Annotated in this window: 20 protein-coding genes and 3 pseudogenes; 11 read left to right on the top strand and 12 right to left on the bottom strand. The window is 62.1% G+C overall.

Annotated elements, in window-relative coordinates; genetic code table 11:
* The 6 genes from KI237_RS18840 (at position 1) to KI237_RS18815 (ending at position 5,125) form a co-directional block, all read left to right on the top strand.
* Positions 1-663, top strand: coding sequence for an amino acid ABC transporter permease (locus KI237_RS18840; RefSeq protein ID WP_212796525.1), 663 nt, complete (start codon positions 1-3; stop codon positions 661-663).
* Complete coding sequence (locus tag KI237_RS18835; RefSeq protein WP_212796524.1) at positions 660-1,466, top strand: amino acid ABC transporter ATP-binding protein; 807 nt, start codon at positions 660-662, stop codon at positions 1,464-1,466. Before KI237_RS18840 ends, KI237_RS18835 begins: the two co-directional genes overlap by 4 nt.
* A 24-nt stretch (positions 1,467-1,490) precedes the next feature.
* The gene (locus KI237_RS18830; protein WP_212796523.1) at positions 1,491-1,880 is read left to right on the top strand and encodes a RidA family protein; all 390 of its coding nucleotides are present in this window, start codon (positions 1,491-1,493) and stop codon (positions 1,878-1,880) included.
* A gap of 145 nt (positions 1,881-2,025) precedes the next feature.
* Positions 2,026-2,790, top strand: coding sequence for an IclR family transcriptional regulator (locus KI237_RS18825; protein ID WP_212796522.1), 765 nt, complete (start codon positions 2,026-2,028; stop codon positions 2,788-2,790).
* Positions 2,791-2,830: 40 nt separating this feature from the next.
* Entirely contained in the window at positions 2,831-4,048 is a 1,218-nt protein-coding gene (locus KI237_RS18820) for an amino acid deaminase (RefSeq protein WP_212796521.1), read from the top strand.
* 153 nt (positions 4,049-4,201) lie between these two features.
* Complete coding sequence (locus KI237_RS18815) at positions 4,202-5,125, top strand: sugar kinase (RefSeq protein ID WP_212796520.1); 924 nt, start codon at positions 4,202-4,204, stop codon at positions 5,123-5,125.
* Positions 5,126-5,427: 302 nt separating this feature from the next.
* Here KI237_RS18815 and KI237_RS18805 read toward each other — a convergent pair whose 3' ends face one another.
* Both KI237_RS18805 and KI237_RS18800 read right to left on the bottom strand, forming a co-directional pair.
* Positions 5,428-5,703, bottom strand: coding sequence for a peptidylprolyl isomerase (locus tag KI237_RS18805; protein ID WP_003182808.1), 276 nt, complete (start codon positions 5,701-5,703; stop codon positions 5,428-5,430).
* Positions 5,704-5,751: 48 nt separating this feature from the next.
* Positions 5,752-8,289: a hybrid sensor histidine kinase/response regulator gene (locus tag KI237_RS18800; RefSeq protein WP_212796518.1), complete on the bottom strand. Its 2,538-nt coding sequence runs from the start codon at positions 8,287-8,289 to the stop codon at positions 5,752-5,754.
* Between the two features lie 132 nt (positions 8,290-8,421).
* Between KI237_RS18800 and KI237_RS18795 the strand changes: the two genes are divergently transcribed.
* Positions 8,422-9,537, top strand: coding sequence for a PilT/PilU family type 4a pilus ATPase (locus tag KI237_RS18795; protein ID WP_212796517.1), 1,116 nt, complete (start codon positions 8,422-8,424; stop codon positions 9,535-9,537).
* Positions 9,538-9,682: 145 nt separating this feature from the next.
* Here KI237_RS18795 and KI237_RS18790 read toward each other — a convergent pair whose 3' ends face one another.
* The 4 genes from KI237_RS18790 to KI237_RS18775 all read right to left on the bottom strand — a co-directional run bounded on the left by KI237_RS18790 (position 9,683) and on the right by KI237_RS18775 (position 15,709).
* Positions 9,683-11,638, bottom strand: a complete 1,956-nt coding sequence (locus KI237_RS18790; protein ID WP_212796516.1) for an acetoacetate--CoA ligase — start codon at positions 11,636-11,638, stop codon at positions 9,683-9,685.
* A 178-nt stretch (positions 11,639-11,816) separates the two neighbouring features.
* Complete coding sequence (gene hbdH, locus KI237_RS18785; RefSeq protein WP_212796515.1) at positions 11,817-12,593, bottom strand: 3-hydroxybutyrate dehydrogenase; 777 nt, start codon at positions 12,591-12,593, stop codon at positions 11,817-11,819.
* A 7-nt stretch (positions 12,594-12,600) separates the two neighbouring features.
* On the bottom strand, positions 12,601-13,992 hold the full coding sequence (locus KI237_RS18780; protein WP_212796514.1) for a GntP family permease: 1,392 nt from the start codon (positions 13,990-13,992) through the stop codon (positions 12,601-12,603).
* A gap of 301 nt (positions 13,993-14,293) precedes the next feature.
* Positions 14,294-15,709 (bottom strand): sigma-54 interaction domain-containing protein, encoded by a 1,416-nt coding sequence (locus tag KI237_RS18775; RefSeq protein ID WP_212796513.1) that lies wholly within the window; start codon positions 15,707-15,709, stop codon positions 14,294-14,296.
* A 162-nt stretch (positions 15,710-15,871) separates the two neighbouring features.
* On the opposite strand from KI237_RS18775, the gene KI237_RS18770 reads away from it, so the two are divergent.
* From KI237_RS18770 to KI237_RS31105, 3 genes and pseudogenes are all read left to right on the top strand, one after another.
* The gene (locus KI237_RS18770) at positions 15,872-16,087 is read left to right on the top strand and encodes a TIGR02450 family Trp-rich protein (protein WP_212800657.1); all 216 of its coding nucleotides are present in this window, start codon (positions 15,872-15,874) and stop codon (positions 16,085-16,087) included.
* 156 nt (positions 16,088-16,243) lie between these two features.
* A pseudogene (locus tag KI237_RS31110) lies at positions 16,244-17,026 on the top strand (PAS domain-containing protein); the annotation flags it as partial.
* A gap of 87 nt (positions 17,027-17,113) precedes the next feature.
* Positions 17,114-17,578, top strand: coding sequence for a methyl-accepting chemotaxis protein (locus KI237_RS31105; protein WP_502937130.1), 465 nt, complete (start codon positions 17,114-17,116; stop codon positions 17,576-17,578).
* A gap of 5 nt (positions 17,579-17,583) precedes the next feature.
* Here the strand turns inward: KI237_RS31105 and KI237_RS18760 are convergent, their stop codons facing one another.
* The 6 genes and pseudogenes from KI237_RS18760 to KI237_RS18735 form a co-directional block, all read right to left on the bottom strand.
* Positions 17,584-19,164: an ABC transporter ATP-binding protein gene (locus tag KI237_RS18760; RefSeq protein ID WP_212800655.1), complete on the bottom strand. Its 1,581-nt coding sequence runs from the start codon at positions 19,162-19,164 to the stop codon at positions 17,584-17,586.
* Positions 19,165-19,189: 25 nt separating this feature from the next.
* Complete coding sequence (locus tag KI237_RS18755) at positions 19,190-20,212, bottom strand: ABC transporter permease (protein WP_212796512.1); 1,023 nt, start codon at positions 20,210-20,212, stop codon at positions 19,190-19,192.
* On the bottom strand, positions 20,212-21,270 hold the full coding sequence (locus KI237_RS18750; RefSeq protein WP_212796511.1) for a microcin C ABC transporter permease YejB: 1,059 nt from the start codon (positions 21,268-21,270) through the stop codon (positions 20,212-20,214). The genes KI237_RS18755 and KI237_RS18750 overlap by 1 nt, the downstream gene beginning before the upstream one ends.
* On the bottom strand, positions 21,270-23,138 hold the full coding sequence (locus KI237_RS18745) for an extracellular solute-binding protein (protein WP_212796510.1): 1,869 nt from the start codon (positions 23,136-23,138) through the stop codon (positions 21,270-21,272). Before KI237_RS18745 ends, KI237_RS18750 begins: the two co-directional genes overlap by 1 nt.
* 200 nt (positions 23,139-23,338) lie before the next feature.
* Positions 23,339-23,635: pseudogene (locus KI237_RS18740) on the bottom strand (peptidylprolyl isomerase); the annotation flags it as partial.
* A gap of 80 nt (positions 23,636-23,715) precedes the next feature.
* Positions 23,716-24,584: pseudogene (locus tag KI237_RS18735) on the bottom strand (esterase/lipase family protein).
* A gap of 323 nt (positions 24,585-24,907) precedes the next feature.
* On the opposite strand from KI237_RS18735, the gene KI237_RS18730 reads away from it, so the two are divergent.
* A complete protein-coding gene (locus tag KI237_RS18730) occupies positions 24,908-25,969 on the top strand; it encodes a hypothetical protein (protein WP_249410639.1) in 1,062 nt (353 codons plus the stop codon).
* The last annotated feature ends 15 nt before the right edge of the window (positions 25,970-25,984 follow it).

The raw sequence follows: 25,984 nt of genomic DNA, 5'->3' as shown, positions 1-25,984 counted from the left end.
ATGTACGAATCACCCAGTTGGTTGCATGAGTTATGGGTCGCCCGGGACACGCTGTGGACCGGCTTCCTGACCAGTGTGCAGTGCTCGCTGCTGGCGATTGTGTTGGGCACGTTGATCGGGCTGGTCGCCGGGCTGGTGCTGACCTATGGCCGGACCTGGATGCGCGCGCCGTTTCGCTTCTACGTCGACCTGATTCGCGGCACGCCGGTGTTTGTGCTGGTGCTGGCCTGCTTCTACATGGCCCCGGCGCTGGGCTGGCAGATCAGCGCGTTCCAGGCCGGTGTGCTGGGGCTGACGCTGTTTTGTGGCTCGCACGTCGCCGAGATCGTGCGCGGTGCCTTGCAGGCATTACCCCGTGGGCAGATGGAGGCGAGCCAGGCCATCGGCCTCACATTCTTTCAGGCCTTGGGGTATGTCCTGTTGCCCCAGGCATTGCGGCAGATCCTGCCGACCTGGGTCAATTCCTCCACCGAGATCGTCAAGGCATCGACCCTGCTGTCGGTGATCGGCGTCGCCGAGTTGCTGCTCAGCACCCAGCAGATCATCGCCCGGACCTTCATGACCCTGGAGTTCTACCTGTTCGCCGGGTTTCTCTTTTTCATCATCAATTACGCCATCGAATTGCTCGGACGGCACATTGAAAAGCGGGTGGCCTTGCCATGACTGACGTTTCGAATCTCTCCAATACGGAGCCCTCCAACACTCAGCCACTGCTGGACATTCGCGGCCTGCGCAAACAATACGGCCCGCTGGAAGTGCTCAAGGGCGTGGACCTGAGCCTGCAGCGCGGCAACGTGGTCACGCTGATCGGCTCCAGCGGTTCGGGCAAGACCACGCTGTTGCGCTGCGTGAACATGCTGGAAGAGTTCCAGGGCGGCCGGATCATGCTCGACGGCGAGTCCATCGGTTACGACGACATCGACGGCAAGCGCGTGCGCCACGCCGAGAAAATCATCGCCCGGCACCGGGCCATGACCGGCATGGCTTTCCAGCAATTCAACCTGTTCCCGCATTTGACCGCGTTGCAGAACGTCACCCTCGGCCTGCTCAAAGTGAAAAAGCTGCCCAAGGACGAGGCGGTGGCCCTGGCCGAGAAATGGCTGGAGCGAGTGGGCCTGTTGGAGCGGCGCGATCACTTTCCCGGCCAGTTGTCTGGCGGTCAGCAGCAGCGCGTGGCGATTGCCCGGGCGATTGCCATGAACCCCAGCCTGATGCTGTTCGACGAAGTCACTTCGGCCCTGGATCCGGAACTGGTCGGCGAAGTGCTGAACGTGATCAAGGGCCTGGCCGAAGACGGCATGACCATGCTGCTGGTGACCCACGAAATGCGCTTTGCCTTCGAGGTCTCCGACAAGATCGTGTTCATGAACCAGGGCCGCATCGAAGAACAGGGGCCGCCGAAGGAATTGTTCGAGCGGCCACAGTCGCCACGCCTGGCGGAATTTCTCAAGAACACGCGTTTTTAACTGCATTGATAAGGAGAGACATCCATGAGCATTACTCGTTACGGCACTGGCAGCAGCGCAGGCGGCGGACAGCCGCGGCCCTTCGCCCGGGCCGTGGAGGCCGACGGCTGGCTGCACGTGTCCGGCCAGGTGCCGGCGGTGGACGGTGAGATCATTGTTGGCGGGATCGTCGAGCAGACGCACCAGACGATGAAGAACCTGATCGCCATTCTCGAAGAAGCCGGTTACGGGCTCAAGGACGTGGTGCGTTGCGGCGTGTGGCTGGATGACCCACGGGATTTCTGGAGTTTCAACAAGGTCTTCGGTGAATATTTCAGCCCCGAACACGCGCCGGCCCGGGCTTGCGTGCAGGCGAGCATGATGGTCGATTGCAAGGTCGAGATCGATTGTGTGGCCTACAAGAAGAAGTCCTGAACCGCGGGGGCCTCATCGCGGGCAAGCCTTGCTCCCACAAGGGAACGCATTCTTCTGTGGGAGCATGGCTTGCCCGCGATAGCGATCTATCAGGCGGCGCAGCAGTCTGGTTAAACTCCCGGCCAATTGAATGGGAACCAAAGACATGACCGAAGACACCATCAAACGCCGGGCCCGTGGATTGGATCGGGCGTTCGATATCCTCGATTTCCTCAAGGAGATCGGCCAGCCGCTGCGCCCGAACGATATTGCCAGCGGCATCGGCAGCCCCAAGTCCACGGTCTATGAACTGGTGGCGTCGCTGCTGGAGCGGCGCATCCTCGAGCCGGTGGGCAAGGACGGCCATGTCTACCTGGGCCGCCAGTTGTATTTTCTCGGGCAGGCGCACCTGCGGCATTTCGACCTGAGCCGCGAGGCTGACCAGGCCTTGCAGGAGATCGTGCGCCAGACCCGGGAAACGGCGCAGATGTGCCTGCTCAACGGGCGCAAATACACCGTCGCGCTGATGAAGGAAGGCGAGCGGCATTTTCGCATTTCATCGGACATCGGGGAAAACGCGCCGATCCCGTGGACGGCGTCCGGGCGCCTGCTGCTGGCGCATCTGAGTGACCAGCAGATCGTCGACCTGATCGACCCCGACGATTTCATTTTGCCGAACGGCGAGCGCCTGCCCCTGGAGCAATTCCTCAAGGAAATCCGCCAGGCCGGCCTCGATGGATTTTTCTCCTTCGACAGTGTCGCCGACACCTTCACTCACTGCTTCGCCGCACCGGTCAAAGACCCCGACGGCGTGGCCATCGCCACCCTGTGCATCGTCGCCCCACGGGCCGATGCCAAGAACAATTACGCCGACTACCGCCGGGTGCTGATCGAAAGCGCCAACCACCTGGCCCGTCGTATCAATGAATAGACAGCAACGGCACTAGCGGCCGTGTGCGAGGAGTTCGAACATGCCTTCCGCCATCCTTAATGCCGGCGTCGAGAAGGGCGCCGCCGCTGCTGGCGCCCACCTGCTACGGGACGTCAGCCTGCCAGCGCTGGTGCTGCATCGCGCGGCGCTGGAGCACAACATCCGCTGGATGCAAGATTTCGTCACCCGCAGCGGTGCCGAACTGGCGCCCCACGGCAAGACCAGCATGACCCCCGCACTGTTTCGCCGGCAACTGGAAGCCGGCGCCTGGGGCCTGACCCTCGCCAGCGCCGTGCAGACCCGCGCCGCTTACGCCCATGGCGTGCGGCGGGTGTTGATGGCCAACCAGTTGGTGGGCTCGCCAAACATGGCGCTGATTGCCGATTTGCTCGCCGACCCGGCGTTCGAATTCCACTGCCTGGTCGATCATCCGGATAATGTCGCTGACCTGGGTGCTTACTTCGCCTCTCGCAGTGTACGGCTCAATGTGATGATCGAGTACGGCGTGGTCGGCGGTCGTTGTGGTTGCCGGACTGAAGCCGAGGTGTTGGCCCTGGCCGAGGCTATCCAGGCGCAACCGGCGTTGGCGTTGACCGGCATCGAAGGCTACGAAGGGGTGATCCACGGTGACCACGCCATCAGTGGCATTCGTGCGTTCGCAGCGTCCCTGGTGCGGTTGGCAGTGCAGTTGCAGGACAACGGCGTGTTTGCTATCGACAAACCGATCATCACCGCCTCGGGGTCGGCCTGGTACGACCTGATCGCCGAATCCTTCGAAGCCCAGAATGCCCACGGGCGGTTCCTCAGCGTGCTGCGTCCCGGCAGCTACGTGGCTCATGACCATGGTATCTACAAAGAGGCCCAGTGCTGTGTCCTGGAGCGCCGCAGCGACCTGCACGAAGGCCTGCGCCCGGCGCTGGAAGTCTGGGCCCATGTGCAATCGCTGCCGGAACCGGGCTTCGCGGTGATCGCCCTGGGCAAGCGCGACGTGGCCTACGACGCCGGCTTGCCGGTGCCGCTCAAGCGCTACCAGCCCGGATCGGACACGGTGGCGGGTGACGATGTGAGTGGCTGCAAGGTGACGGCGGTGATGGACCAACATGCGTTCATGAGCGTGGCGGCAGGGATTGAATTGCGGGTCGGGGACATCATCTCGTTCGGCACTTCCCATCCGTGCCTGACGTTCGACAAGTGGCGGGTGGGGTGCCTGGTGGATGAGGGGTTGCGGGTGGTGGAGAGCATGGAGACTTGTTTCTAGCCCTTGGACCGAGTTGTGGCCATCGCGGGCAAGCCTGGCTCCCACATCGATCGACGGTGAACACAAAATGGGTGTTCACCCAAGATTCCCTGTGGGAGCAAGGCTTGCCCGCGATAGCGACCTTCCAGACACCACCGAAACATCAGGACGCCTATGAGCAATCTCACCCAGAAACCCCGCATCGCCCTGATCGGCGAATGCATGATTGAACTGCAACAACGCGCCGACGGCAGCCTGCAGCAAAGCTTCGGCGGCGACACCCTGAACACGGCGGTGTACCTGGCCCGTGCCTTGGGCGACAGGGGCGCGGTGGATTATGTCACCGCCTTAGGCGACGACAGTTTCAGCGATGCCATGTGTGAAAACTGGGCCGCCGAGAACATCGGGCTGCAACGGGTCCAGCGCTTGCCAGGACGCCTGCCGGGTTTGTATTGCATCCAGACCGATGCGGCGGGTGAGCGGCGATTCCTGTACTGGCGCAACGAGGCGGCGGTGCGCGATTGTTTTACCACCCCGGCCGCCGGGGCGATCCTGACTGCATTGCTGGATTACGATGTGCTGTATTTCAGCGGTGTCACCCTGGCGGTACTCGGCGAGCAGGGGCGTGGCAAACTCGTCGAAACCCTGGTTGAAGCCCGTCGACGCGGGGCGCTGGTGGTGTTCGACAATAACTTTCGGCCCAGGCTCTGGGCCTCGATCGAAGCGGCGCGGGCGGCGTACCGCAGCGTTTTGCCCTATGTGGAACTGGCGCTGCTGACCGTAGAAGACGAGCAGGCATTGTTCGGTCATGCCGACAGCGAGGCGGTGTTCGCCGCCTATGCGCAGCTCGGCACGCCCGAGGTGGTGCTCAAGCGCGGTGCCGAAGCCTGCCTGATTCGTTGCGACGGCCAGTCTTATGAAGTACCTGCCCTGCGGGTCGAGCGTGTCGTGGACACCACGGCGGCGGGGGACTCTTTCAGTGCTGCGTACCTGGCAAGTCGCTTGCTGGGCGGCAGTCCGGCGGAGGCGGCCGAGGCAGGGCACCTGTTGGCGAGCCGGGTGATCCAGGTGCCGGGGGCGTTGATGCCCCGGGACTGACTGGGCGCGCGATGTGTACCTGTGGGAGCAAAGGGAGCAAAGGGAGCAAAGGGAGCAAAGGGAGCAAAGGGAGCAAAGGGAGCAAAGGGAGCAAAGGGAGCAAAGGGAGCAAAGGGAGCAAAGGGAGCAAAGGGAGCAAAGGGAGCAAAGGGAGCAAAGGGAGCAAAGTCTGTGGGAGCAAAGCTTGCTCGCGATAAACGATAACGCGCAAGATCTGAAGAACTGCGTCGTCTGGATCGCGAGCAAGCTTTGCTCCCACAGACTTTGCTCCCACAGACAGGCTTCGCTGGCAAAGTGCCCGATCAATCCCGGTAGAACACCTGCACCAGGTGATACCCGAACTTGCTCTTGATCGGCCCATGCACCACCCGCAGCGGCTTCTTGAAAATCACCGCATCAATCACGCCGACCATCTGCCCCGGCCTGACTTCACCCAAATCGCCGCCGCGTTTGCCCGAGGGGCAGGTGGAGTATTTCTTGGCCAGCACATCGAAGGCTTCGCCCTTGGCGATGCGTTGCTTGAGCTGTTCGGCTTCTTCGGCGGTCTTCACCAGGATATGGCGGGCTTGGGCTTTCATTGCTGCGGTGACCTGAACGGTGCGACGGAGCGGCGATTATGCCTCAAGTCAGTTGCCATGGTTGATCATCGTCCGAATCTTGTTGGCCAGCAGATCGAGGGTGAACGGTTTGGCGACCATGTCCATGCCCTGGTCGAGGAAGCCCTGGCGCTCGGCGGCTTTCTGCGCGTAACCGGTCATGAACAGCACTTTCAGCCCGGGCCGGTGCTGGCGGGCGATCTCCGCCAGTTGCCGGCCATTCATGCCCGGCAGGCCGACATCGGTCACCAGCAGGTCGATGCGCTGGTCCGATTCCAGCATGGGGAGCGCGGTCGCGGCGTCCCGGGCTTCGAGAGCCGTGTAGCCCAAGGCCTGCAACAGGTCGAGCACCAGCATGCGCACGGCGGGTTCATCCTCCACCAGCAACACGGTTTCCCCGGCGATGGCCGGCGGTACGACGACCGTCTCTGGCGTCTCGGCTGGTTGGGTCGGCGAAACGTGCAAGCGCGGCAGGTACAACTGCACTCGCGTGCCTTGGCCCGGCACGCTGTCCAGGTTGAGGTGCCCACCCGACTGCTGGGCAAAACCGTAGATCATCGACAAGCCCAGGCCGGTGCCCTGGCCGATAGGCTTGGTGGTGAAGAATGGATCGAAGGCCTTGGCCAGCACGGCGGGGGTCATGCCGCTGCCGTTGTCACTGACGGCGATCATCACGTAGTCACCGGCCTTGACCGGCTCCAGGGTGTTGATGTCCGTACCGTCGAGATAGACATTGGCGGTTTCGACGATCAGTTCGCCGCCCTCGGGCATGGCATCGCGGGCGTTGATCACCAGGTTGAGCAGGGCGTTTTCCAACTGGCTGGCATCGGTGTTGACCGGCCACAGCTCGCTGGCCAGTTGCAGGCGCAGCACAATGTGATCGCCGGTGGTCCGGCTCAGCAGGTCTTCGAGCGAGTGCACCAGCTCGTTGGCGTCCAGCGGTTTGCGGTCCAGGGACTGGCGCCGGGAAAAGGCCAGCAGCCGATGAGTCAGGGCCGCGGCGCGGTTGGCTGAGGACACCGCGGCTTCGGTAAAACGCCCGATCTCGTCAGTGCGGCCAGCGGCGATGTAGCGTTGCATCAGGTCGAGGCTGCCGAGGATGCCGGTGAGCATATTGTTGAAGTCATGGGCAATGCCGCCCGTGAGCTGGCCCACGGCTTCCATCTTCTGCGCATGGCGCAGGGCTTCTTCGGCGCGCTCGCGTTCGAACATCTCGCTTTGTAGCCGGTGATTGGCTTCGGCCAGCTGCTGGGTACGGGCGATGACGCGCTCTTCCAGTGTTTCGTTGAGATTGCGCAGGGCCTCCTCGGTTTTCCGGCTCTCGGTTTCGTCGATCACGAAGATATAGAAACCGTTCACCGCACCGTCCGCCCCATGACGAGGCAGGTAGTTGATCAGCGAATGGCGCGGGCGCCCGTCGCGGTGGTCCATCTGCACGGCGAAGCTGCACGGCTTGCCGGCCAGGGCGTCGGCGATCTGTTGGGCGCGGGCGGCATAGGCCTCTTCGCCGAGCACTTCGCGGATGGTCTTGCCGTAGAGCTCCTGCGGGGTCAGGCCGTACCAGTCCAGGTAAGCGCTATTGTTCAGCCGGAAACGCTCTTCGCGGTCCACGTAGCTGATGAGGATCGGCATGGCATTGATGATCAGTTGCAGCTCGGTCTGGCTCTGGCGCAGGGCTTGCTCGGTGCGCTTGCGCTCGGTCAGGTCCAGCGCCGCGCCGAGAAAGCGCTTGGGCCGGCCGTGGCGATCCTTGTAGCAACGGCCACGCACGTACACCCAGCGCAACTCATCGTCGGGCTGCAACAGCCGGTATTCCTCGGCGTATTCGGTGCCATGGGTGATGCAGTGCTTGATGCTGCGGGCAACCATCGCCCGGTCCTCAGGGTGCACGCCTTCGAGGTAGGCACTGATGGGCAACTGGCGGGACAGGCTGGGATCGACGCCATGCAACAGGGCGAAGTGTGCATCGGCAATAAAGCGGTCTTCGCTGATGTCCCAATCCCAGGTGCCCAGCGCATCGGCGGCGGCCAGGGCCAGTTGCAGACGTTCTTCGCTTTCATGCTGGGCCTTGAGGCTGGCCTCGGAGCGGCGTTCGAACTCCACGGCCAGGCGGCGTCGTTCGCTGGTCTCGATGGCGGTGACCAGGATGCCCGCGACGTTGCCGCTTTCGTCACGCACCGGGCTGTAGGTCAGGTCCAGCCAGACATCACAGAGACGGCCGGCGAAGGGCACGCGCCATTGCTGGTCGCGACAGGTGTGTGTCTGGCCTTGCAACACACGGTGATAAATCCCTTCGGTCGCACTCTTGAGTTCGGGCCATGCTGCATGGGTCGGCCGGCCGAAGGCCCGGGGGTGCTTGTCGCCGGCCAGTCGGCCGAAGGCGTCGTTGTAGAAATGGGACAGTTGCGGTCCCCACAGCAAGGCCATCGCCATGGGCGAATGGAGCATGATGTCCACGGCGGTGCGCAGGCTCTGGGGCCAGTTTTGGGCAGGGCCCAGCGGGGTCAGCGCCCAGTCCACCTGGCTGATCAGGCGTTGCGTATCGCTGCCGGCAGGTGTCGCGTTCATCACGCGATCCCTGGCTGTCGTGTCTGTGCCACGGCGTCGACTATCCTCAGAGGAGGGTACATGCGGGTGGGTCTGAAGGGTTTCATGTTCGGCTCAGCTTGTTTCATTGATGTCTCGCGGAAGTTTCAGTCCATGGAAATCGATCCGTTGTTGCGAATCCTGGCGAGCCAGAATGGTTCCGACCTTTACCTGTCCACGGGCGCACCACCGTGCGCGCGTTTCGAGGGCGTGATCAAGCCCTTGGGCAACGAAGCGTTCAAGGTCGGTGACATTGCCAGGCTCGCCGAGTCTCTCATGGACGCCGAACAGCGCCTTGAGTTCGATCGGGAGTTGGAAATGAACCTGGCGATCTCCCTGGCCGGCGTCGGGCGGTTCCGGGTCAATATCTTCAAGCAGCGCAATGACGTGTCCATGGTGATCCGCAACGTCAAGCTGGACATCCCGCACTTCGAAGACCTGAAACTGCCTCGGGTGCTGTTGGACACCATCATGCAGAAACAGGGGCTGATGCTGTTCGTCGGTGCGACAGGCTCAGGCAAGTCGACCTCCCTGGCGGCGCTGATCGATTACCGCAATCGCAACAGCAGCGGCCACATCATCACCATCGAGGACCCGGTGGAGTATATCCATCGGCACAAGAAATCCATCATCAATCAACGGGAAGTCGGTGTCGACACCCGCAGTTTCCATGCTGCCCTGAAAAACACGCTGCGCCAGGCGCCGGACGTGGTGCTGATCGGCGAAATCCGTGACCGGGAAACCATGGAGCATGCCTTGGCGTTTGCCGACACCGGGCACTTGGTGATTTCCACCTTGCATGCCCACAACGCCAACCAGGCCCTGGACCGGGTGATCAATTTTTTTCCGGAAGAACGCCGGCCGCAGTTGCTCAATGACCTGGGCAACAACCTCAAGGCGTTCGTCTCCCAGCGTCTGGTGCGCACCCACACCGGCCAGCGGCGGGCGGCGGTGGAGGTCATGCTGGGCTCGCCGACGGTGGCGGACCTGATCCGGCGCAACGAGCTCGGCGAGCTCAAGGGCATCATGGAGAAATCAGAGGAACTGGGGATGCAAACCTTCGATCATGCGCTGTTCAACCTGGTGATCGAAGGCGCCATCGATGAGGAAGAGGCCCTGAAAAATGCCGACTCGGCGAACAACCTGCGGTTGCGGTTGAAGTTGCATGCCGAGTCGGGCGCGGTGCCACCGGCCGATCCGGCGGCGGGTGAGTGGGGGCTTATGGATTGAGCACTTCTGTGAGAACAACATGGGTGGAACAACGACACCTGTGGGAGCACAGCTTGCTCGCGATATAGGCGCCTCGGTTCCTGAGAGACCGCGCAATGCTCATCGCGAGCAAGCTTTGCTCCCACAGATCCGGGGCCCGCTCAGTTTAAGTAGCCAGCTCCGGCCGATCCCGAAACTGCTCCAAAGCCCCGGGGTTGGCCAAGGCATCGGTGTTCTTCACCACCTCGCCATGCACCACATTGCGCACCGCCAGCTCCACCACCTTGCCGCTGATGGTTCGTGGAATATCGCTGACCGCGAGGATCTTCGCCGGCACATGACGCGGTGTGGTGTTGGCTCGGATGACCTGGCGGATCCGTTGCTCCAAGGCTTCATCCAGTGTCACGCCATCGCGCAGGCGTACAAACAGCACCACCCGGACATCGCCCTGCCATTGCTGGCCAATGGTGACGCAGTCCAGCACTTGCTCGACTTTTTCCACCTGCCGATAGATTTCCGCCGTGCCGATGCGCACGCCGCCGGGGTTGAGCACGGCGTCGGAGCGTCCGTGGATCAAGAAGCCGCCGTGGGGCAGTTCTTCGGCGTAGTCACCTTGGGCCCAGACGCCGGGAAACTGGGCGAAGTAGGAGGCGCGGAGTTTTTCCTGCCGAGGGTCGTTCCACAAGCCAATGGGCATCGCCGGAAAATGCCGGGTGCACACCAATTCACCTTTTTCACCCATGACCGGATTGCCGGCCTCGTTCCAGACCTGCACGGCCATGCCCAGGCTCTTGCCCTGCATTTCGCCCCGGCGCACCGGTGACAGCGGGTTGCCGTTGACGAAGCAGGACACAATGTCGGTGCCGCCGGACATCGAGGCCAGGCAAACATCGGCCTTGATGTCGCGGTACACGTAGTCGTAGCTATGGGGTGCCAGCGCCGAACCGGTGCAAAGCAGGGTTTTCAGACTGTCCAAACGGTGCGTCTGGCGGGGCTTGAGGCCCTCGCTTTCCAGGGCAGCGAGGAACTTGGGGCTGGTGCCGAATACGCTGATGCGCTGCTGATCGATCAGGTCCAGCAAGCACTCGGGGCCGGGGTGGAACGGCGAACCATCGTAGAGCACCACCGTGCTGCCTACGGCGAGGGCCGACACCAGCCAGTTCCACATCATCCAGCCGCAGGTCGTGTAGTAGAACAGCCGATCCTCGGGCCCGAGGTCGACGTGCAGGCCATGTTCCTTGACGTGTTGCAGCAACACGCCACCGGTGCCATGGACGATGCACTTCGGCACGCCGGTCGTGCCGCTGGAATACAGGATGTACAGCGGGTGGTCGAAGGGCACGCTGACGAACGCCGGTTCGCCACCGCTTTGATAAAAGTCGTTCCACAGCGCGACAGCGGCCGCGGTCTTGAATGCCTCGACGCGCACATCCGGCTGCGCATAAGGCAACACGATCAGTTGGCGCAGCGACGGTAGCCGTTCGAGGATTTCATTGATCTTGGTCTGCTGGTCGATGACCTTGCCAGCGTAGCGATAAGCGGCGCAGGTGATCAGCACCTTGGGTTCGATCTGACCGAACCGGTCGATAACGCCTTGGGTACCGAAGTCCGGTGACGAGCACGACCAGATAGCGCCCAGGCTGGTGGTGGCGAGCATGCCGACCAGGGTCTGCCAGGTGTTGGGCATGCAAGCGGCGACTCGATCGCCCTGGGTGACGCCGGCGGCCTTCAGGCTGCGTTGCAGGCCCGCGACATGGGCGGTGAGTTCGGCCCAGGTCAGCTGTTCCTGGCCGCCGTTTTCGTCCAGCGCCACCACCGCGACGGCGTCATCGCGGCGGCGCAGCAGGTGTTCGGCGAAGTTCAGCGTGGCGCCAGGGAACCACCGGGCGCTGGGCATTTGTGGACCCTCCACCAATACTGCGTCGGGGGCTTGGTGAAAGCGAATCTCGAAGAAATCGACAATGGCCTGCCAGAAGGCCTCGCGCTGGTCGATGCTCCAGGCGTGCAGGGCCGGGTAGTCGTGCAGTTGCAGGTGATGTCGCGCGTTGACGAACCGGCGAAAGGCGTTCATGCGCGACTGGGCGATGCGTTCGGGGCTGGGTTGCCAGAGGATGTCGGACATGGGGTGCCTCTTATTTTTTATACACACACACACAAACTATAGAGCGGCTCAATCTTGTGGTGAGGGGTTTTATCTGTGGGAGCAAGGCTTGCCCGCGATGGCCGCACCGCGGTTCAACAGCTACACCGCGTTTCGTTCATCGCGGGCAAGCCTTGCTCCCACAGGGGTTCGCAGGCGCTTACTGAGCCAACCACCCACCATCGATGTTCCACGCCGCGCCGCGCACCTGGCTGCCGGCTTCGCTGCACAGGAACAGCACCAGTTCCCCCAGTTGCGGCGGGGTGACGAATTCCAGGGACGGCTGTTTCTCGGCCAGCAGGTCATGCTGTGCCTGTTGCGGATCGACGCCGCTGGCTATGCGATCGTCGATCTGCTTTTGCACCAGCGGCGTCAGCACCCAGCCTGGGCAGATGGCGTTGCAGGTCACGTTGCTGGTGGCGGTTTCCAGGCCGACCACCTTGGTCAGACCGATCACCCCATGCTTGGCCGCGACATACGCGGCCTTGCCCACCGAGCCGACCTGACCGTGCACCGAGGCGACGTTGATAATCCGCCCCCAACCCTTGGCGCGCATGCCTGGCAGGCTCAGGCGGGTGGCGTGGAACACCGAGGACAGGTTGATGGCGATGATCGAATCCCAGCGCTCCACGGGAAAGTCTTCCACGGCGGCCACGTGCTGGATCCCGGCGTTGTTCACCAGGATGTCCACGCCGCCGAACTCGCGCTCGGCGTAGGCGAGCATGTCGGCGATCTGCGCCGGGTCGCTGACATCGGCCGGATGGTGACCGACCTTGCCGCCGAACCGTTTCACCTCGGCGATCACCGCCGAAGCATCGCCAAAGCCGTTGAGGATCAGGTCGGCCCCGGCCCTGGCCAGGCTCAGGGCGATGCCCAGGCCGATGCCGCTGGTAGAACCGGTGACCAGGGCGGTCTTGCCCGAAAGAGTGGTTGTCATGGGAACCTCACACAATGCCAGTGGCGTAGAACACACCGATCACGAAGAACACCGCGAGGGTCTTGATCAGCGTAATGCAGAAAATGTCTTTGTAGGCTTCGCGGTGGGTCAGCCCGGTCACCGCCAGCAGGGTAATCACCGCGCCGTTGTGGGGCAGGGTGTCCATGCCGCCGCTGGCCATGGCGGCCACCCGGTGCAGCACTTCCAAGGGGATGTTGGCGGCGTGGGCGGCGTTGATGAAGGTTTCGGACATGGCCGCCAGGGCGATGCTCATGCCTCCCGAGGCGGAGCCTGTAATGCCCGCCAGCAGCGTGACGGTTACCGCTTCGTTGACCAGCGGGTTGGGAATGCTCTTGAGCCAGTCGGCCAGTACCAGGAAGCCCGGCAAGGATGCGATGACCGCGCCGAAGCCGTACTCCGAGGCGGTGTTCATCGCCGCCAACAACGCACCGCCTACGGCGCTCTTGCTGCCTTCGGCCAGCTTGCTGCGTATGGCCCGGAAACCAAACAGCAGAACCATGACGATGCCCACCAGCAACGCCGCCTGCACCGCCCAGATCGCGGTGAGCTTGGCGATGTCGCTGGTCACTGGCGTGGCCATGCCCGGCAGCGCCAGGCTGTGGGTCTTGCCATACCACTGAGGAATCCACTGGGTGAACAACAGGTTCATGAGCCCTACCGCCAGCAGTGGCGAAACGGCGATCCAGGGGTTTGGCAGCTTGATGTCTTCCGCGGTTTCCGGCTCGTTGCGCAACTCGTTGCCGTAGCCTTCGCCCGCGCGCTGAGCCTTGTTGCGCTGGCGTTGCAGGAACAGCATGCCGAGGCTGAACACGAAGAGCGTGCCGATCACACCCAGCCACGGCGCGGCCCAGGCAGTGGTGTTGAAGAATGTGCTGGGGATGATGTTCTGGATCTGCGGCGTGCCGGGCAGGGCGTCCATGGTGAACGAGAACGCGCCGAGGGCGATGGTGGCCGGGATCAGGCGCTTGGGGATATCACTCTGGCGGAACATCTCGGCGGCGAACGGGTATACCGCGAACACCACGACGAACAGCGAGACGCCGCCATAGGTCAGCAAGGCACAGACCAGTACGATCACCAGCATGGCCTGGCGCGTCCCCAGCAAGCGAATCGCCGCGGCGACGATGGAGCGGGAGAACCCCGACAGCTCGATCAACTTGCCGAACACCGCGCCGAGCAGGAACACCGGGAAATACAGCTTGATGAAGCCGACCATTTTTTCCATGAACACCCCGGTAAAGGCAGGGGCGACGGCGGAGGGATCGGTGAGCAGGACGGCGCCGAGGGCGGCAATGGGGGCAAAGAGGATAACGCTGTAGCCACGGTAGGCGGCGACCATCAGCAGCGTGAGGGCTGCCAAGGCAATGATCACACTCATGGTGTGTCTCCTGGATTGTTATTGTTGTGATGATGCTGTGGAGGGGGCTTTAGCGAGTTTTGTGCCAGATATGTAATTGATTGAAATATAAGGAAATTATTTGATTTTTTGGAGGTGAATCGAGAGCTTTGTCTCTGTTTTGAGAATTTTATGAGCTGTGCTGGCCTCATCGCGAGCAGGCTCGCTCCCACAGGTGTCCACGTACTTCAGAGGAACGCCCTTCCCTGTGGGAGCGAGCTTGCTCGCGATGAGCGCGAAGCGCTCTAGAAAAGATTATCTATGTTTAGAGAATAAAGTCTCTTTATTGAGACTCTGCAATCCCCAACGCCACCATCTTCTTGTACAGCGTCGACCTTCCCAGCCCCAATCGCTGCGCCGCGTCGATCACCTTGCCGCCGCATTGCGCGAGGGTGGTTTCGATCAACTGCCGGTCGAACCGCGCCCGGGCCTCGCTGAAAGTTTCTTGCCGCAACGGCTCAAGGCCAGGGCTTGCTGTGCGGGTCACTGGCATGAAGGTGCCGATGGCCGCGCGGATGTCGGCGGCATTGAGTTGCAGGTTGTCGCTGAGCAACGCGGCCCGTTCCAGCACGTTGCGCAGTTCCCGGATGTTGCCGGGCCAAGCGTGCTGCGCCAGCAGGTCCAAGGCGCCCTGGTTCAGCTCGTGCTGGCTGCGCAGTTCTTCGAGGATCGCCTCGCTCAAGGCCGGCAAGTCATCCAGGCGCTCGCGCAACGGCGGTACCTGGATCGGCAACACGTTGAGGCGGTAATACAGGTCGGCGCGGAACTCCCCACGTTTGATCGCGGCCTCCAGATCCATGGACGTGGCGGCGATCACTCGCACATCGCTTTGCAGTACCTGGTTGGAGCCCACCGGTTCGTATTCCTTTTCCTGGAGCACCCGCAGCAGTTTGCTTTGCAGCGGCAATGGCATGTCGCCGATCTCGTCGAGGAACAGCGTACCGCCCTGGGCGATCTGCAGTTTGCCAGCACGGCCCTTGCGGTCGGCGCCGGTAAAGGCCCCTGGGGCGGTGCCGAAGAACTCGGCTTCCAGCAGCGATTCAGGAATCGCCGCGCTGTTGATGCTCACGAACGCCTTGTGTGCGCGCGGCGAAGCGCTGTGGATCGCCTGGGCCAGCAGTTCCTTGCCGGTGCCGGTTTCCCCCAGCAGCAACACCGGCGAATCGGCGCTGGCGCTGCGTCGGGCACGGCGCTTGACCTCCAGGCCGGCGTTGCTGGTGCCAATGAAGTGGGCGAAGTTGTACTTGGTTTGCCGCGCCCGCAGGAGCGAGCGGGTGGAGGCCAGTTCTTCCTGCATGCTCTGGTAGCGCTTGAGCATCGGCGACAGGCTGCGCAGCTCATCGAACAAGGCAAACCCGATGGCGCCGATCACCGCGCCTGCGCTGTCGTGGATTGGCAGGCGCATCACCACCAGCGGTTCCTTGGGCGTGTCCTGCATGTCCAGCAGGATCGGCCGCCCGGTGCGCACCACCTCGCGCAGCAGGCTGCCGGGGATCACACTCTCGCAGGCCCGGCCAATCGCCTCTTGCGCCGAGTTCAGGCCGAAGCGGCGAGCGTAGCGTTCGTTCATCCAGACGATGTTCGCATCGCGGTCGACAATCACCGTCCCTTCGCTGGACTGCTCGATGATCTCGAACAACGAACGGATCGCCAGCGTGCGCACGCGCTTGTAGTCCTTGAGACTTTCGGTGGGGTTCATCGGCCATTTCCAGGAGAGGGAGGCTTGCGCTACTGAGTCGCTCTTTGGGCGGCATTATGACCAGGGACGAAGGCCGATCAACACTCCTTCTGATTCGTCGTGGTTCGAAAGGGGTAAAAATTGTACATTAAGTCGAATTTTGTACATGAATGGGCAATGGCCGTGAATCGATTTAATCCCCGAAAGCTCAAGCTGTCCAAGTGGACGGCGTGTGAACCGGTCAATCGAGAAAAACATTTTCTCGTCATCCAACTGCTTTGCGATGAGCTCGGAGTGCCGCTCCAAGTCGAGCTGCAGGCCGTTCACAGCGCTCGCTGCGAGGTTTTCGACTGGCGGGAGCTGTGCGACAGCAAACGCTGGAAAATGGGCTGGTGCTAAGACCGACAGCTAGAAAAAGTGGATGCTCTGTATAGTTGTACAAAAATAAAAATATGTACAAGATTTGCTGAGTAATGGCTTAATGATGTCCGGCCCAGGGCATTGGCGCTTCAGAAGACCATCGTCCTGCACTCAACGTCTCGGGGAGCGGTACCCATGTTCATTCGTACTCGCAAGCATCAGGACGCTTTGCACCAGATCCAGGCCAGGCAGGCCATTCTTGAAGCGGAGCGGGCGGCGCTCCATGGCTCGCTGGCAATCGTGGAGTTTACGGCAGCGGGGGAGGTGCTCGATGCCAGTCCGCTGTTCCTGGAGATGACGGGCTACTCCCTCGACGAGGTTCTGGGCAAGCATCACTCGATGTTCTGCGAACCGGCCTACGCGCGAAGTCGAGAGCACGCGGCGCTGTGGCAAAAGCTGGGTCAAGGCGAGGGTGCCGAGACCCATTTCTTACACGGGCGGCGCGAGGGCGACGGCATCTGGGTCGAAGCGAATTATGTTCCCGTTCGCGCTCAAGGTTCAGGCGTGCAACGCGTTCTTCAGATTGTGCGCAACACCCATGAGCGCGCGCTGCGCGCGCAGGCCCAGTCCAGTTTCATGCAGGCGATAGACCGCTCCATGGCAGTCATCGAGTTTGACCTTAGCGGCACCGTGGTGCGAGCCAACGAAAACTTCCTCAAGGTAATGGGGTATCGACATGACGACGTGATCGGCCAGCACCACCGCCTGTTTTGCCAAGCGAGCGAAGTGCAGGAAGAAGCCTATCGCGGCTTTTGGGCCGCGTTGAACCGCGGCCAGTACATGAGTGGGCTTTTCCAGCGTGTCGATAAACGGGGTGCGATGGTCTGGCTGCAAGCGACTTACAACCCGCTCTACGATGCCAATGGCCGCTTGTATGGGGTGGTCAAGTTCGCCACGGACAGCACCCGCGAGGTCGAGCAGCGTCAAGCTGAATCAAAAGCGGCACGATTGGCCTTCGAGACGTCGCGAGAAACCGACGAACATACCCAGCTTGGGACCTCGGTCGTGCAGCAAACCGTGACGGTGGTGCAGAGCATTGCTGATGAGTTGCAACAGGTCGCCATGGGGATCAGCGCCCTCAGCGCCCAGTCCGAGGAAATCGGTAGCATCGTCGATGCCATCCGCGGAATCGCAGAACAGACCAACCTGCTTGCGCTCAATGCCGCCATCGAAGCAGCCCGCGCCGGGGAGCAGGGACGTGGTTTCGCGGTGGTTGCCGATGAGGTGCGCAACCTTGCGCGACGTACCAGCCAGGCCACCGTGGCCATATCCGATGTCGTCGGCAAGAACCGCGAACTGGCCAAGCAGGCTGTGACCAGCATGCAATCGAGTACGCTCAAGGCGGAGCAAGGGGTGAAGCTGGCGAATCAGGCGGGCACGGTGATCCTCGATATCCATCGCGGTGCGCAACAGGTGGTCGAGGTGATTGGTGAGTTTGCGCAGACCATGGATCAGCGTGGCGATGCCTGATCGAGTCAGGCCCAGCCCGGATGCGCCGCCGCCAACAACTCCTTGGTATAGGGATGCTGGGGCGAGTCGAACACGTCATGGCTGGCGCCTTGTTCGACCACTTTGCCGTCCTTGATCACGATCATGTCGTGGGCCAGGGCGCGGACCACCGCCAGGTCGTGGCTGATGAACAGGTAGGTCAGGCCGTATTTTTCCTGGAGCTGGCGGAGCAGGGCGACCACTTGTTTCTGCACGGTGCGGTCCAGGGCCGATGTCGGTTCGTCCAGCAGGATCAGCGCGGGTTTGAGCACCAGTGCCCGGGCGATGGCGATGCGTTGGCGCTGGCCGCCGGAAAATTCGTGGGGGTAGCGATGGCGGCTCTGCGGGTCGAGGCCGACCTCTTTCAAAGCCTGGATCACTTGGGCTTCACATTGCTTGGGACTCGAGGGGCTATGGACCTCCAGGCCTTCGCTGATGATCTGCTGCACCGACATCCGCGGACTGAGGCTGCCGAACGGGTCCTGGAACACCATCTGCATCTGTTTGCGCCAGGGGCGCAGATCCTTTTGCGAGAGCTGATCGAGGGCCTGGCCCTGGAAATGGATGCTGCCTTCGCAGTCGATCAGCCGCAGGATCGCCTGGCCGAGCGTGGACTTGCCGGAACCGGATTCGCCGACGATGCCCAGGGTCTTGCCGCGCTGGATGCTCAGGCTGATACCGTCCACGGCCCGCAAGTATTCCTTGCGCCGGAACAACCCGCCGCCCAAAGGAAAACTCACGCGCAGGTCCTGCACCTGCAACACGTTTTCGCGCTCGTCCCGAGGCAGGGCTTCGCCTTCCGGTTCGGCGTGCAGCAGCTCGCAGCTGTAGGGATGTTTCGGGGCGCTGAACAGGGTTTCACAAGGCGCCTGTTCGACGATTTCCCCTGCCTTCATCACGCACACCCGTTGGGCGATGCTGCGCACCAGGTTGAGGTCGTGGCTGATCAGCAGCAAGGACATGCCGAGCCGTTGCTGCAAGGACTTGAGCAGCAGCAGGATCTTGCGCTGCACGGTGACGTCCAGCGCTGTGGTCGGTTCATCGGCAATCAACAGTTCCGGCTCGCAGGCCAGGGCCATGGCGATCATCACCCGTTGCCGCTGGCCGCCGGACAGTTGGTGGGGATAGGCCTTGAGTCGTTCGGCGGGTTTCTGGATGCCCACCAGGGCCAGCAGTTCCAGAATGCGCTGGCGCGCCGCTTTGCCGCCCAGGCCCCGGTGCAGCATCAGGGTTTCACCGATCTGCTTCTCGACGCTGTGCAACGGGTTCAGCGAGGTCATCGGCTCCTGGAAGATCATCGCGATGCGATTGCCGCGCAACTCCCGCAGGGTCTTGGCCTCGGCCCCCAGCAGTTCCTGGCCGCGGTAGCGAATGCTGCCGGTGGTGCGGGCTTGTGTCTCGGGCAGCAATTGCAGGATCGAGTGGGCGGTCACCGACTTGCCCGAGCCCGATTCGCCCACCAGGGCCAGGCACTCGCCGGGACGAATGTCCAGGCACAGGTTGCGCACCACCGTCTGGTCGTTGAAGGCCACGCTCAGGTTACGGATTTCGATCAGGTTGTCGCTCATCTCAAGGTTCCGCTTCATGGCCGTTTCAAGATCGTGGGTCGAAGGCGTCTCGCAACGCTTCGCCGATAAACACCAGTAGAGAAAGGATCAGCGCCAAGGTGAAAAACGCTGTCAGCCCCAGCCATGGCGCTTGCAGGTTCTGCTTGCCCTGGGCAATCAATTCGCCCAGGGAGGCGCTGCCGGCCGGCATGCCGAAGCCAAGGAAGTCCAGGGCCGTCAGGGTCGAGATCGCCCCGGTGAGAATGAAGGGCAGGTAGCTCAGGGTCGCATTCATCGCATTGGGCAGGATATGCCGCACGATCACCTTGCGGTCCGACAAGCCCAGGGCCCGGGCGGCTTTCACGTATTCCAGGTTGCGCCCGCGCAGGAACTCGGCGCGGACCACGTCCACCAGGGCCAGCCAGGAAAACAGCGCCATGATCCCCAGCAACCACCAGAAATTCGGCTCCACGAAGCCGGATAGGATGATCAACAGGTAAAGCACCGGCAGCCCGGACCAGACCTCCAGCAAGCGTTGCCCGAGCAGGTCCACCCACCCGCCGTAATAACCCTGCAATGCCCCGGCAGCGATGCCGATCAGTGCGCTGATGGCGGTCAGGGCCAGGGCGAACAGGATCGACACCCGTGCGCCGAAGATCACCCGGGCCAGTACGTCCCGGGACTGGTCATCGGTGCCCAGCCAGTTCACGGTCGAGGGTGGGCTCGGCGCCGGCTGGTTGAGGTCGTAGTTGGGCGTGTCGTCGCTGAACGGGATCGGCGGGAACAGCAGCCAGCCGCCGTCCTTGTGGATCAGGTTCTGCACGTAATTGCTGCGGTAGTCGGCCTGGAACGGCAACTGTCCGCCAAACTCCTGCTCGGTATGGCGCTTGAACACCGGGAAATATAATGAGCCCTGATAGCTCACCACCAGCGGCTTGTCATTGGCGATCAACTCGCCGCCCAGGCTCAGGATGAACAGGCCGATGAACAGCCATAGCGACCACCAGCCCCGACGGTTTTTCTTGAAGCGTTCGAAGCGCCGGCGGCCCAAGGGGGAAAACTTGAACATCAGGCGTTCCTCGCGGCGAAGTCGATGCGCGGGTCCACCAGGGTGTAGCAAAGGTCGCCGACGAGTTTGATCAGCAGGCCGAACAGCGTAAAGATGAACAACGAGCCGAACACCACCGGATAATCCCGGGAGACCGCGGCCTCGTAGCTCATGCGTCCCAGGCCGTCGAGGGAAAAAATCACCTCGATCAGCAAGGAACCGGCGAAGAACACGCTGATGAACGCCTGGGGAATACCCGAGACCACCAGCAGCATCGCATTGCGGAACACATGGCCATACAGTACCCGTCGTTCGCTCATGCCCTTGGCTCGCGCGGTGACCACGTACTGGCGGGTGATTTCATTGAGGAACGAGTTCTTGGTCAGGATCGTCAGGGTGGCGAAGCCGCCGATCACCAGCGACGTGACCGGCAGCACCAGGTGCCAGAAGTAGTCGGCGATCTTGCCCAGGGTCGACAGTGACTCGAAGTTATCCGACACCAACCCGCGCACCGGAAACCAGTTCAGAGAGGTGCCGCCAGCGAACACCACGATCAGGAACATCGCGAAGAGGAACGCCGGCATCGCATAGCCAATGATGATCGCCGTGCTGCTCCACACATCGAAGGCCGAGCCGTGACGCACCGCCTTGCGGATACCCAGGGGGATCGACACCAGGTAGGTGAGCAATGTGGCCCAGAGCCCGAGCGAAATGGTCACCGGCATCTTTTCCAGGATCAGGTCGGTGACGGTTGCGCCGCGAAAGAAACTCTTGCCGAAATCCAGCCGGGCGTAGCTGCTGAGCATCAGCCACAAGCGCTCGTGGGCCGGTTTGTCGAAGCCGTATTGTTTTTCGATGTCCTTGATCAGTTGTGGGTCGAGGCCGCGACTGGCTCGGGAGCTGCCGGTCATGGCGTTGCCCGAGCTGCCGATGTTGGCGCCGCCGATGCCTTGCAAGTGGGCGATAGCCTGTTCCACCGGACCGCCTGGGGCGGCCTGGACGATGACGAAATTCACCAGCAGGATGATCACCAGCGTGGGGATGATCAACAGCAGGCGCCGCGCGATATAAGCCCACATCAATGCGGCCCTCCGGGTGAGCCGCGCTTGATGCGCTCGGCGCTCATCTGCTCGTTGGTCAGCGGCGTGGTACTCATTTCCCACCAGCTTTCGATGGCTTCGTCATTACTGGCTTGTACTTTCGGGATGCCAAAGCGGTTCCACCACACCGTCGAGCTGCCCGGCGGGTAATAGTTGGGAATCCAGTAGTAGTTCCATTGCAGCACCCGGTCCAGGGCGTGGGCATGGCGCAGCATGTCTGCTTGGGTGGTGGCCTTGACCAGTCCGTCGATCAGCGTGTCCACCGCCGGGTTCTGCAAGGCCATGTAGTTGTTGGCCCCCGGATCGTTGGCCGCCGCCGAACCGAAGTAATTGTAGAGTTCCATGCCTGGCGAGGTGCTGACGGGGTAGCCGGTGATGATCATGTCGTAGTCGCGGCTCATCAGGCGATTGACGTACTGGGACGCGTCGATGTGGCGGATGCTCATGTCGATGCCGATTTGCGCCAGGGTGCGTTTGTAGGGCAGCAGCAGGCGGTCGATACCGTTCTGGCTGTTCAGGAACGTGAAGCTCAGCGGTTCGCCCTCGGCATTCACCAGGCGGTCGCCGTCGGGTTTCCAGCCGGCCTGTTCCAACAAGGCCAGGGCTTGCAGTTGCTTGTCGCGGATCACGCCGCTGCCGTCGGTTTTCGCCGCTTCGAACACCTGGGTGAAGACTTCATCGGGAATTTTCCCGCGCAAAGGCTCGAGAATCGCCAACTCGCCCGCGTCGGGCAGTTTCCGGGCGGCGAGGTCGGTGTTGGAAAAGTAACTCTGCTGACGCACATAGAGGTTGCGCATCATCTGGCGGTTGCTCCACTCGAAATCCCAGAGCATCGCCAGGGCCTGGCGCACGCGGCGGTCCTGGAATTGCGGTTTTTGCAGGTTGAACACAAAACCCTGGGCGGTCTGTGGCGCCTCGGTGGCCAGGTGGGCTTTTTGCAAGCGACCGTCGCGCAGGGCGGGGCTGTCATAGCCGATGGAAAAACCGGTGGCGGAGAATTCGCGGTTGTAGTCATAGGCACCGCCGCGCAGCACCTGCCGGGCTACATCGGTGTCGCCGAAATACTCGATGCTGAAGTGGTCGAAATTGTAGAGGCCACGGCTGACGGGCAGGTCCTTGCCCCACCAGTCGGCATTGCGCTCGAAGGTGATGCTGCGCCCGGAATCGACCTTGCTCACCCGGTACGGGCCGCTGCCCAGTGGCGCCTCATAGCCGCCGCCGTTGGCGAAATCGCGGGTCTTCCACCAATGTTCGGGGAAGACCGGCAAGGTGGCGATGTCCAGGGGCAGGGTGCGGCTTTCGTTGTTCTTGAAGTTGAAGCGAACGGTGCGCTCGTCCTCGACCACGACGTCCTTGACCGCCGCGAACTGGGTGCGATAGCGCAGGCTGCCTTGGGTCATCAACAGTTCGAAGCTGTAGCGCACGTCCTGGGCGGTGATGGGCTTGCCATCAGCGAAGCGCGCCTTGGGATTCAGGTAGAAGCGCAGGGACAGGCCATCGTCGGCACGTTCCATCTTCTGCGCCACCAGGCCATAGACCGTATAGGGCTCATCCAGCGAGCGCTGGGCCAGCGGCGAATAGAGCATCCCGTCGATCTGGCTGACGCCGATGCCTTTGTCGACGTAGGGCAGGATGTGGTCGAAGTGGCCGATCTCGACGGCCGAGCGGCGCAGGGTCCCGCCCTTGGGGGCCTGGGGGTTGGTATAGGCGAAGTGACCGAAGCCTTCGGCGTATTTGGCCGGTTCGCCATAGACAGTCAGGGCATGTTGCGGTGCTGCATCGACGCCGACGGCGCCTGTCAGCAGGACCACGGCAGTCAATAGCAGGGAAGGGAACGCCAGTCGCATTGTCAGCCTTAAAGCCGGGTGATCGATGACACGATTTGTACGCGAGCGGCGCCTGGATCGCCAGTCCCTTACGGCGAAGGGATTTATCTGTGAGAGCAAGACCTGTGGGAGCAAGGCTTGCCCGCGATAGTCGCGCCGCGGTCCAAGCTAAGCCGCGTTATCGTTTCATCGCGGGCAAGCCTTGCTCCTACAAGGGGTCATCAGTCCTGACGGCTGGTGACTTCCAACAGGTGGTAGCCGAACTGGGTCTTGACCGGACCCTGGACCACATTGATCGGCGCACTGAATACCACGGTGTCGAATTCCTTGACCATTTGGCCTGGACCGAACGAACCCAGGTCGCCGCCTTGGCGGCTGGATGGGCAGGAGGAGTTGGCTTTGGCGACTTCGGCGAAATCGGCGCCGGCTTCGATCTGGGTCTTGAGTTCGTTGCACTTGTCTTCGGTGGAAACCAGTATGTGGCGGGCAGTGGCTTTGGCCATGGGGAAATTCCTTTCGCTGTATTTAAAGGTGTTGAGCCTACCGGATTCATTAACGGGGTGTTGTCAAAATTGCGTCAAAACCTTGGGCCCGGCGATCAAAGGCCGGCTTTGCGCAGGCGCTCGGCGTGGCGCAGGTAAAGTTCTGTGGGGTCTGTACCCCTGCGTGATGCGCCGACGCCTGGATTGATGGCCTCTATATGGTCCATTGGATAGTCGGAGCGAATGACCTTGCCCAGGTGCGAACTGAAGCGCCCGACCAGGCCGTCGTTCTGCTCGGCTTCGGTGATGAAGTATCCGGAAAAGGCGCGGCAGAAAACCTGCAACGGCTCCGATGTTTCCCCCGTAGCCTCGCGCAACGTGCCGCTCCATGAGTAGTAGCGCACGCCATTGACCCGGTCCGGGCCGTTTCCACCCCAGTTCTTCGGCAGGCCCTGGGGGTATTTGTCGTTGAAGGCACCCACACCCTCAGTGGTCAACGTTGCTAGCGCGGCGACGGCGGTGGGCGATAGCTGCGCCTGCCCGTCAAGCAGCGAGATGAAATCGGCGAACAGTGTGGCGACGCCTCTTGCCACGTGCCCTGGCAAGCGTCCGGGGTAAGTGCCTTGCGCAGGAAGTCGGCCAGTTCGGAACCATGGTTGGGGCCGCTGACCGACGTGACCGAGGCCACTTTGTCGGAGGCCCGCGCGGCGGCATAGCGGGCGGCCAGCGCACCCTGGCTGTGGCCGATCAGGTTGACCCGGGCGGCACCGGTGCCGGCCAGGACCCGATCGATTTGCGCCAGCAGTTGCTCGCCTCTGGCCTCGTTGCAATGGGTGGCCGACAGATAGGGGATGAACACCCGAGCACCGCCTGCGCGTAGGGCTTGTTTGATGCCATGGAAAAGTTCAAAACCACCGACCCTGTCAAACCCGAACAACCCATGGACCAACAGGATGGGAAATTGAGTGGTTGCATTCCGTTGCATGTTCGTACCTTTTTCGAAGAGGTTCACGATGAATTTGCCACTTCACTCTAATCCAGGCCTGTAATGGGCGGTGTAGGAAGAAACCGCGCTGAACCGGGGAAACCGGAATAGAAAAAGTGGGAAGAGTGGGAAATAGTCTGGCGCTGGCTAAAGGTGTAGGAGGTCTCCTATAACCCGAGTCGTTTGCAGCCACAGCTTTGAACGCCAGGGACCACAGCCGCTGTCGTCTTGTCTGGCTGTGGGTTTGGCGCGAGCGGGTTTTAATGACCTCATCGAGCGCCGTTATGCAAACGGTGCCTTCATCCAAGGACTGGAGCCTGCACATGATCACTTACCCCACTCTCCAACGATCCCGTTCAACCTCTAGGGCAAGGCTGCCGCCACCGGTCCTGGCCGCGGCCAGGGACGGGGTGATCGACCCCGCTTGGCGCAAGGTCGTCGTTACCGTCAAGCCTTATCCGATGATGGCGTGCGGGGATGAGGTGCTGCTGCGTTGGCATGGACTCAACAACGAGGGAGAGCCTTACCGACATGAAGTGGCCGGGTTCGTCACGGAGCGGCAAGTCGGGCGAGACGTGGTGTTCGTCGTGCGCGAACCGCATATCGCCGAGTTGGACGGTGGCTCGCTGGAGCTCTCCTACCAGGTGACGGGCAAACAGTTGCCGGTCACCCTGGCTTCGCAACACTTGCAACTGGACATCGGCGATGCATCACCGCAACTGCTGCCTGCCATTGCCAACGATGCGGTGGGTGGCAGCCTTGATCCGAGTCGGGTACCTGACGGAACGTGGGTGACGATTAGGCCCTACGCCAGGATGGCGGTCGGCGATCGGTTGATCCTGACGGCCAGCAAAACTTCCAACGTGCTGTGGCGCGATGTGCTGGAGATAGAAGCCCATGCTGTCGGTCGTGAGGTATCGCTCTGGGTCGATCATTCGCTGATCGCTCCCCATGTAGGGCATAACCTGGCCTTGGTCTATGTCGTCAGGCGCGGACATTCGGTGCGCCGCGCCGAGCCCTTGTCGTTGCACATCGGTCCTCTGCTGCGTCCTGCGTTGAAGGCGCCCAGGATTCGGGAGATGAACGACGGTTGGCTGAATGTCGACGATTTGCAAGAGGGGGTGACGATTGTCATCGATGATCCCGGGCTTGAGGCGGGCGAGCTGGTCTGGTTGCAGTGCAATGGCAGCTCCGCTCATGTCCTGGAGCGCGAAGTCACCGAGGCCACGGCAGGTCAGCCGCTCGTTTTTGTGGTTCCAGCGGCGTATTGGCAGGCTCAGGGCGACAGGTCGGTGGGGGTGTTCTATCAGGTCGAGCGCCTGGATGACGTCAGCCAGCGTTCAGAGTCGGTGACGGTGCAGGTGCGTTCCAAAGCGCCAGGCTGAGCAAGGCACCGCTGT

The organism is Pseudomonas sp. St316 (assembly GCF_018325905.1).
Lineage (GTDB): Bacteria > Pseudomonadota > Gammaproteobacteria > Pseudomonadales > Pseudomonadaceae > Aquipseudomonas.
Note: the sequence above shows the minus strand (reverse complement) of the source record. Positions and strands in the feature narration are given on the sequence as shown.